This is a genomic window from Aureimonas sp. AU4 (assembly GCF_001463765.1).
Classification (GTDB): Bacteria; Pseudomonadota; Alphaproteobacteria; order Rhizobiales; family Rhizobiaceae; genus Aureimonas.
On sequence record NZ_BBWK01000080.1, the window covers coordinates 1 to 9018 of the forward strand.

The window sequence follows — 9018 nt, forward strand, 5'->3', positions numbered from 1 at the left end:
CCTGCCAGCCGACCTGGTCGCGGTTCCCGCCGTAGATCGGATCGGCGTAGAAGCCTTGGCGCGTATGGGCGACGAGGAGCGGGAAAAAGTCGAGGTCGGTCTCGGTCGAGGTCTGTTGCAGGGCCGGCTCTCCAAGGGGGCCGGCAAGACCGTCCGACACGGTCAGCGTCGTCGGATCATGCGCCGCCCCGGCCTCAAGCGCGCGCAGGATCTCGTCCTGGTCCGCGGTAGAAAGGTCCTTGAAGGCCGCGGCGAAGCGCGCGCTCGCGCGGGCGTCGAGCTCACGGATGCCGTCGGCATACTTGCCGCGCATGATCTCGATACGCTGCCTCCAGGCGTCGGCCGATCGCCCTTCCAGAACCTCGAAGCCCGAACCGTCGGGCTTTGCGAAGATGTAGTCGAGGCCGGAAAGGTATCGCTCGACGAAGTCGATGCAGCCGGCCTCGCGCGCGCCGGGCAACCCGTCGTCAGTGGGGATGATGCGGGCCATCGCGGCCTCGATCGTCGCGCGGCCGTGCGCATCGAAGAACGTGTTGGTCATCGGGTCCATCCTTCGGATCAGCGTCGCCGCGCCTGGCTGATCGCGACGGCGAGGATGATGATCGCCCCACGGGCGATGAGCTGCTGGGAGAATTCGAGCCCCATGAGCACGAGGCCGTTGTTGATGAGGCCGATCATCAGGGCCCCCATGATCGAGCCGATCACAGTGCCCGCCCCGCCGAAGAGGCTGGTACCGCCGAGAACCGCTGCGGCGATCACCGAGAGTTCGTCGCCCTCGCCGAACTGGAACCGGCCGGAGCGCAGGCGCCCGGCATAGAGCATGCCGGCGAGCGCCGCCGCGAGCGAGGAGAAGAGCAGGACCTTGAACTTGATCGATGCCGTATCGACGCCCGAATAGCGTGCCGAGGTCTCGTTGCCACCGGTTGCCAGCACCCGCCGCCCGAAGGTCGTGCGCCTGAGAACGACGTGGCCGAGAAGGCCGATGGCGGCGACCCACAGGAGGAGGCTCGGTACGGGTCCGAGGTTGCCGGCACCAAAGGCGGAGATATAGGTCTTCGACAGGATCGGGATCGCCGCCGTGCCGGAAATCCACATGGCGACGCCGCGGGCGATGCCCATCATGGCCAGCGTCGTGAGGAACGAGGGAATGCCGACCACCGTCGTCAGCCAGCCGTTCGCCGCGCCGCACACGATGCCCGTGCCGAGGCCGAAGAGGATGCCGCCCGGAATGCCGAACTGATCGATGCCCATAGCGGTCGTGACGGAAGCAAGACCCGCGACCGCGCCGACCGACAGGTCGATTTCGGCAGCGCCGAGAACGAACGTCATGGCCACGGCCACGATCGCGATGATCGCCGTCTGGCGGACGATGTTGAGGAGGTTGTTCGGGTCGAGGAAACCCCTGTCTCCGAGCGTCACGGCAAAGACGAGGAAGATCGCGACGAAGCCGATATAGATGATGTAGTCGCGCCAGTTCGAGAGCGCGGACAGGGTCTTGCGCGGCGCAGATGTCGTCGGGTTGCTCATCGGGCCGTCCCTGTGCGTGCCTCGGATCGGGCTTGCTGCATGAAGGTGTTCAGGGTCTGCTCGGCCTGACCGAGCGCGTCGGCCTCCGTGCTGCCGGGACCTGGATCCAGCGCATAGCGGTCGATCTCGCGGGCGATGCGCCCGTCCGACATCACGAGGATGCGGTCGCAGGCAGCCAGCAGCTCCTGCAATTCGGAGGACAGGACGATGATCGCCTTGCCGGCCTTGGCGAGGCCGCGGATCAGCGTCACGATTTCGGACTTCGAGCCGATGTCGATGCCTGCGGTCGGCTCGTCCAGGATGAGGATGTCGGGCTCGGTCGCGAGCCACTTGGCGATCACGACCTTCTGCGCGTTGCCGCCGGACAGGGAGCGCACCGGTGCCCGGCGGCCGTCCGTCTTGATGCGCAGGCGTGCGATCGACTCGTCCGCCAGCCGTGCCGACTTCGACCCGTCCACGAAGCCGCCGTCGGAGAGGCGCGAGAGGTTCGGCAGGGCGATGTTGCTTTCGACGCTGTGGAAGGCGACGAAGCCTTGGCGCGAACGGTCCTCGGGCACGAGCGCAATGCCGGCGGCGATGGCATCGGCAGGCTTGTTTATCGCGACCGCCCGCCCCTTCACGCGGATCTCGCCGCCCCGCAGCGGCGCAACGCCGGCAAGGACGCGCGCGAGCGAGGAGCGGCCGCTGCCGAGAAGGCCGGCGATGCCGACGACCTCGCCGCGGCGCAGCGTCAGGTCGACCCCTGCGGGCTTGTGCTCCCCGACGAGGCTACGCGCCTCCAGAATGGTCTCGCCGACTGTCGCCGTCTCGCGCACGACATCGGAGAAGCCGCGAGAGCGGCGACCGATGATGTGGGCGATGAGGCTGTCGAGGGTGAAGTCGGCCATCGGCCCGGTAACGACGTGGCGCCCGTCGCGCAGGACGCTCGCGCGGTCCGCGATGCGGAAAATCTCGTCCATACGGTGCGAGACGTAGACCACGGCGACCCCTTCCGCCTTCAACTGGCGGACGTAGTCGAAGAGGCGCTCCACCTCGTTGCCGGAGAGCGCGGTCGTCGGCTCGTCGAGGACGAGGACCTTGCAGGGCTGCGACGTCGCCTTGACGATCTCGGTAAGCTGGCGGTGGCCGGCGGGAATGTCGGCGACCTTGGCGAGCGGATCGACCGCGACGCCCATTCGAACGAAGAGCCGGCGCGCTTCCTCGATCGCGGCGCGGTCGTCGATCAAGGCGCCAGCCTTGATCTCGCGGTTCAGGAAGACGTTCTGCGCGACGGTGAGCGTGGGAACGAGGCTCATCTCCTGAAAGGCCATGGAGACGCCGAGACGGCGTGCGATCGCGGGCGTGAAGCCCGTCATCGCCGTGCCGCCGATCTCGACGGTGCCGGCGCTCGGCGGCTGCACGCCGCGCAGGATCTTGAGGATCGTGGACTTGCCGGCTCCGTTCTCGCCAAGGAGCGCATGCACCTCGCCCGGCCGGATATCGAGATCGACGCCCTCCAGCGCGCGCACGCCGCCGAAGTGCTTGGAGACGCCGCGCATGCGCACGGCCTCGGGCAAGGCATGGCTCATGGTGAAACCTCGAGGGGAACAGGCGCGACGGTATGCGCCGCCCTTCACCCCGAACCGGGCGAAGGGCGACGGCGACCGGCGCTACTCCATGCTCTGCTTGATCTTGTCGGTGACGGGCTTGTGGTAGACCTGGTCCCAGGCCTCGGCGAGGTTCGCCTTGGTGACGGGAAGCGCCGGCAGGGCGACATAGGCCGGCGCCGGCTTGTTCAGGAGACCGTAGCCAGCCAGCATCGCCTCGGTCACGCCCTGGTCGTAGGGGCGCTGCGCGGAGAGGCCCTTGATGTTGCCCTCGCTCGCCATGTTGATCGCGACGTTCTCGCCAAGGTCGCAGTTGACGATCACGAGATCGTCGCGGCCGTTGTTCAGAGCGGCGTTGACGACGCCCTCGGCCGGCACGTCCCAGACCGCCCAGATGCCCTTGATGGTCGGGTTGGAGACGAGCATGGCGCCCGCCGCCTTTTCCGCATCGCCCGCAAAGTCCGGTCCGCCGATGCCCTGCTCGGCGACGACCTTGATGTCGGGATAGTTCTCGGCGAGCGTCTTCTTCACGGCATCGTAGCGCTGCTTGGTCACGAAGAAGTCGGCGGCATGAAAGACGAGCCCGACGTCGCCCTTGCCGCCCAGCGCCTGGGCCAGCAGGTGGGCGGTCGCCACCCCGTTGCCGTAGTTGTCGGCCGAGACGGAGGCGATGTAGTCGCTGCCCGCCTTGAAGCCGGCCGGCACGTTGTCCATGAAGACGAGCTTCACGCCCGCATCCGCCGCCGCCTTGTAGGCCGCGGCCGTCGCGGTCGGGTCGGTCGGGATCGAGACGATGACGTTCGGCTTCTGCGCCATCACGGTCTCGAGGTCGGCGACCTGCTTGTCGGGCTTGAAGCCTGCGTCGGTGGTCGCCACCACGGCGATGCCCATCTTGTCGAACTGCGCCTTTAGACCCTCGATCTGGGCTTGGCTCCAGTCATTGCCAGCATAGTGCATGACGATCGCGGCCTTGGCGTTCATGGCCTTGATCCGGGCAAGCTCCTCCTCGCTCAGCGAGACGGCGGAGGCAGGCTCCGGCTTCTCGCCGTTCGGCCCGAGGCTCATGACGGACTGGCCGATCGCGGCGAGCGCCTGCGCGGGATCCGCCGCAAGAGCTGCCGGCGCGGCGGAAAGCAGAAGCGCGACGGCGAGCGCGGCCGGTCGCAGAACGGTCGTGATGCGCATGGTGTTGGGTCTCCTCCCAGAGTGTTCGGCGCGCCTTAGGGCATCGCCGCATGTCTTCAGACCTTGGCGGCCTCGGCCTCAACGAAGCGCAGACTGTCCCGCGCTCCCGCGGCGGGATCTGGCCATGCGTCGAGCTCGTTGCAGATCCAGCCCTCGAAGCCGATCGACTTCAGCGCTCCGATCACCGCGCCGTTGTCGCAGTCGCCCTCGCCGACCGGAACGAAGGCGAAGGGATCGCGCCGCCAGCCCTTGAGGTGGACGTACGTGATGCGCGCGGCGTGCTCGGTCACCAGCGCCGCCGGATCGCCGCCGGCGGCGGCCAGATGCGCCGTATCCGGACAGAAGCCGATCGCGGTCTTTTCGAAGATCCGGGCGACTTCCGCAGGCGTTTCCACGATGGTCGAGAGATGGGGATGGTACTGGGCCTTGAGGCCACGCGCCTCGGCGATCGCGACCACCTTGTCGAGCGCTGCGGCTAGGGCGTCGTAGTCGCCGCTCCGTGAGCCCGACAAACGGCGCGCGCCGCCGCCGACGACGAGATGCTCCGCCCCAAGCGCCTGCGCGGCGTCCGCCGCCTTCTCGATCCGCGCAAGCTCCTCCTCCAGCACGTCGGCGAAGATGAAGTTGCCACCACTATAGACGGCGACGAGCGCGAGACTGGTCTCGGCCAGCGTGCGACGGAGCGAGGCGAAGTCGTCCGCTTCCCCATCAAGCACGTTGCCGTCGAAGAACTCGATGCCCTTGTAACCGGCTGCGGCGATCTCCCTTGCTGCGCGGTCCATATCGCCGAACGTGCGGTAGGCGAGCCGTCCGATCGACGTCACGCCGACGGCGTCCCCGCCGAGTGGACCCCAGCAATTGGCGTGATACGCCATCTTCCAACCGGTCAATCCGCCCTCCCCGACGTCTGCCGACACTTTTGATGTCAGGAGCTCAACTAATGTCGATAAAAAGCAGAAGTCAATGGTGATTTGCCGAATCCCATTGGAAGGCGGTTGCGACCCTACTGTTGGTTCAGGCATGGTCGCACGCAAAGGAGACACAATTGGCCAGCCGACGCGCCAACGATGAAGGGGCACCTCTAAGCTACGGCGAGCCGGTCTCGCCCAGCGCCGAACGCGTGCGCGCCCTTGAGGCGGAACGGCAGAGCCTCGTGTCGATCCTCAACACATTGAGGAACGCTGGTCCGGCAACACGGCTCGACCTCGAACGCGAGACCCATCTTGGGCGCGCGATCATCGTGGACCGCTTGGCGACCTTATCCGCCTTCGGCCTCGTCGAGGAAAGCGGCGTCGGCCGCTCCATCGGGGGACGGGCGCCGAAGCTTCTGCGATTCAGGGCAGAGGCTGGGAGGCTCCTGGTTGCCAACATGGATGGCAGCACGGTCGGCATCGGTCTTGCCGACCTTTCGGGACGGCTCCTCCTCGAGCACTACGAGGATGTGGCGCCGGACCTGCCGAGCCCATCGCTGCTCGAACGCCTGGAAGCGCTCTTCGCCTGGGCCCTTGGCGAGGGGGGAGCACCGCTGTGGGGAATCGGACTGGGGGTGCCGGGAACGGTCGAATTTGAACAGGAGGTGCAGCTTGCCGTGCCGCGCTTCTCGACCTTACCCGACTGGAACGAGTCGCGTCTCGTCGAACGGCTCGCCGTCCGCTTCGGTGCACCGATTTTTGCACGAAGCGCCGTCCAGACGGCAACGATGGGAGAGATCACGGCCCTGCCGCCCGAGCGCGCCTCCGAGATGATCTTCGTTGACCTTGGCACGTCGATCTCGACCGGCCTTGTGTCCGGCAGCCAGCTTCTGCGCGGGGCGCAGGGAATCGCCGGCCAGATGGGCCACGTCTACATGGGTGAAGGCAGCACGCTCGTCTGCGGCTGCGGCAACGTCGGCTGCCTGCAGACCATCGCCGGTTGCGAGGCGATTGCGCGCGAGGGCGAGCGGGCCGCAAGCGAGGGACAAAGCCCCGCCCTTGCAGCCATCCTGGCGCGCTCGGGCGCCGTGACGGTCGACGACATCGGTATCGCTTCGCGGCTCGGCGATCCGTTGTCGGCCGACATTCTGGCGCAGGCCGGGCGCCTCGTCGGCACGACGCTTGCAGGCTTGGTCAACATCTTCAACCCCGCGACTCTCGTGATCGGGGGCGACCTTGCCCAGACCGGCGATATCTGCCTCGCGGCGATCCGCGAGGCGGTTTATCGCCATGCACAACCGCTCGCGAGTCGCGACCTGTCCATCCTGCGCTCGCGCATGGGCCGTTCGGCAGGCCTCGTCGGCGCAGCGACGGTTGTCGCAGAGGAACTCTTCGCCGCGCACTTCCTGGAGGCCTGGGTCACGAGCGGGACTCCCCTTGCCCATCCCAAGGTCGTCACCTTCCTGCAAGCCGCTGCAGGTGCAGCATGAACCCGACGTTCCCAAGCCGCAAACGCTCCTCTAGTCTCGAGCTGGGCAAGATCCGTGGGGCGGGAGAGGCTTGATGACACGGGCGGACGCGGCAACATCATCGTCGGCCGCTGGCCTCGGCCCTCACGGCGAGCGCGCCGCCGGACCGGAGCTTGCCGCGCTGACGCAGAGCGTGCGCGAGGAGGCGCGGTCGCACGCCTTCGAGGTGGCGCTTCTTCTGCATACGCGAGCGTCCGACTGGTCGCGACGCCAGATCGCCGGTATCGAGGCCACTCTTGCGGAAGCCGGGGCGAAGATTTCAGACATCATCGACTGCGAATTCAGCCCGTCCGCTCAGGTCGCGGCGATCGACCGTTTGATTGCGGCGCGGCCGGATGCGGTAATCGCGATCCCGGTCGGCGGTACGGTGGTGACCGATGCGTTCCGCCGCCTGGCAACCTCGGGCGTCCGTCTGATCCTTCTGGACAACGTTCCCTCCGGACTTCTGCCGGAGAGCGATTACGCAAGTGCCGTTTCCTGCGACAACTTCCGGCTCGGCCAGATTGCAGCGGAGCTTCTGTCGCCGCATGTGCCACCGGGAGGCCGTGTATGCGTTGCCGCCTACAGCGTCGACTTCTTCGCAACGGCTCAACGTGAGATCGGGTTCGACAAGTGGATGCGATGCGAACGCCCCGATATCCGCCTCGCACACTTGAAGTTCGAGACGCCGGCCCGGGCGGTCGAGGTGATCACAACTTACCTCAAGAAGGAGCCGGAGCCGGATGGCGTCTTTATCGTCTGGGACGAGCCGGCGGTCGCAGCTCTGCCCGTTCTCTCCACGTGCAAAAGGCCGCCAGCCATGACGACCGTCGATCTCGGCGCAGCCGCAGCTGCGGCCCTCGGTGAGGGACGGATTTTGTGCGGTGTTGCCGCGCAGAATCCATTCCGGCAGGGTGCCGTCGCGGCGGCGGCGGCTATTCTGGTTCTGACCGGACGCTCGGTTCCATCATGGATCGTCGTTCCGGCTTTGACCGCGACGCCACGAAATGCGTCCGCGGTCTATCGAGAAGTCAGCGGAGCGGAGACCTTATTCACATCAAGTCCTGTTGCTTGACCCGCACCTTTGCTACGGCCGCCACATGGTAATCATGCCGTTCGTGGAACAAGCGCGCACATCGCAACGGCGTATTCTAAGTTGGTATGCGTGTTAGAAAATGCGACAATTCATGCTTTGCCTGCCGAGTAACGATAGGATGGGGATTTGGGAATTCGGGCCGAAAGCGGACCGGCAGCTTTGGGAAAGATCACGTCAAAAGCCGCCATTCTAGAGACGGCGCTATCAGGGCCATGTGAGCCCAATCGATCGGCTGGCAAACTGAGTTGATACGCAGTGAGTCCTGCTATTCGGATGTGAATGTCGTACAATTTCCTGATGTCGAGCGCTCTTAGAATTGCTTAAGGGAAATTTGGCCGCGTCGCGCTGAAGCATGAGTTTGCCCCCCGGAAGCTGCCATCCGTTCACGTGGTATCATATGCTCAGTTTGGAAAGAGCGGCCTGTCCGCTTTGGACGCCGTCGTGGCGGACTCGGCCTTTCATTCATCTGGAACGCGATGGCAGCTACGCACCACAAGCATCGATGCACAGCCTCGTGACTGGCGAACCTTGAAGCGAATGCTTGCTAAGCCGCCACGATCCGCTCCGCGGACGAGCACAAAGTCTTTTTGCGAACCGAGTGCCAGGCGTGCGGGGCAAATAGTCGCTGCCCCATCAGCCTGATAGAGCCCGCCAGCTCGCTCATGGGTAGATCTTCCGCGCTGCCTGAAGCGTGACGGCGCCGATCTCGCGCTCCTCGTCGAATGTCATCAAGGATAGATCGATCGGACGGCCAAGTTGATCAAGATCGATCGCTGCACGCAAGGCATCTGCCTGCGCTGCAGTCGCGCACAAAATGAGCAGGTCAACATCGGAGCTGTACTTCTCCTCGCGATCCATCGAACCGAACAGGTACCATTCCGTGCCTGCCGCGACCGATCCGAGCTGTCCGGCCAGAGCTGCAAGTGCATCTACGTTATGGGCGCGGGTCACTTCGCGAGGCGCTGCATGAGGTTGCCGAACATCATGGCCTCGGCCCCCATCGATTCCGCTGCGTCGCGTGCCGCATCGGTCACCTTGCCGTAGCTCGACATCTTTAAAGCGATGTCAAAAGCGCCGATCTTCTTGCGTGTGTTGCGGACGTCTTCCGCGCTGAGGTTATAAGCATCGATAAGAGCAATCGTAAGATCGTTGCCTATTCTGCGGCGGGCGACGAAAACCGACTCGTACGGCCGAGAAACTTCCCT

9 protein-coding genes are annotated in these 9018 nt (G+C 65.6%); 2 read left to right on the forward strand and 7 right to left on the reverse strand.

The annotated features are described in order from the left end of the window. From AUL35_RS19590 to AUL35_RS19610, 5 genes are all read right to left on the reverse strand, one after another. Positions 1 to 541, reverse strand: a 541-nt coding sequence (locus tag AUL35_RS19590; protein ID WP_062017991.1) for a gluconate 2-dehydrogenase subunit 3 family protein, incomplete at its 3' end; no start/stop codon positions are given. 17 nt (positions 542 to 558) lie between these two features. Further along, positions 559 to 1527, reverse strand: a complete 969-nt coding sequence (locus tag AUL35_RS19595; protein WP_062017992.1) for an ABC transporter permease — start codon at positions 1525 to 1527, stop codon at positions 559 to 561. After that, positions 1524 to 3095: a sugar ABC transporter ATP-binding protein gene (locus AUL35_RS19600; RefSeq protein WP_062017994.1), complete on the reverse strand. Its 1572-nt coding sequence runs from the start codon at positions 3093 to 3095 to the stop codon at positions 1524 to 1526. The genes AUL35_RS19595 and AUL35_RS19600 overlap by 4 nt, the downstream gene beginning before the upstream one ends. Before the next feature lie 81 nt (positions 3096 to 3176). Continuing rightward, on the reverse strand, positions 3177 to 4298 hold the full coding sequence (locus AUL35_RS19605) for a substrate-binding domain-containing protein (RefSeq protein WP_082666475.1): 1122 nt from the start codon (positions 4296 to 4298) through the stop codon (positions 3177 to 3179). A 56-nt stretch (positions 4299 to 4354) separates the two neighbouring features. Then, positions 4355 to 5122, reverse strand: a complete 768-nt coding sequence (locus AUL35_RS19610; protein ID WP_244493843.1) for a sugar phosphate isomerase/epimerase — start codon at positions 5120 to 5122, stop codon at positions 4355 to 4357. 221 nt (positions 5123 to 5343) lie between these two features. Here AUL35_RS19610 and AUL35_RS19615 point away from each other — a divergent pair, with 221 nt between their 5' ends. Both AUL35_RS19615 and AUL35_RS19620 read left to right on the forward strand, forming a co-directional pair. Beyond that, complete coding sequence (locus AUL35_RS19615) at positions 5344 to 6699, forward strand: ROK family protein (RefSeq protein ID WP_062017998.1); 1356 nt, start codon at positions 5344 to 5346, stop codon at positions 6697 to 6699. 73 nt (positions 6700 to 6772) lie between these two features. Continuing rightward, positions 6773 to 7792 carry a substrate-binding domain-containing protein gene (locus AUL35_RS19620; RefSeq protein WP_062018000.1) on the forward strand — a complete coding sequence of 340 codons (1020 nt, stop codon included), beginning with the start codon at positions 6773 to 6775 and terminating at the stop codon, positions 7790 to 7792. 681 nt (positions 7793 to 8473) lie between these two features. On the opposite strand, the gene AUL35_RS19625 is transcribed toward AUL35_RS19620, so the two are convergent. Continuing rightward, on the reverse strand, positions 8474 to 8764 hold the full coding sequence (locus AUL35_RS19625) for a nucleotidyltransferase domain-containing protein (protein WP_156418099.1): 291 nt from the start codon (positions 8762 to 8764) through the stop codon (positions 8474 to 8476). Beyond that, positions 8761 to 9018, reverse strand: a 258-nt coding sequence (locus tag AUL35_RS22660; protein WP_192847128.1) for a hypothetical protein, incomplete at its 5' end; no start/stop codon positions are given. The genes AUL35_RS22660 and AUL35_RS19625, both read right to left, overlap by 4 nt.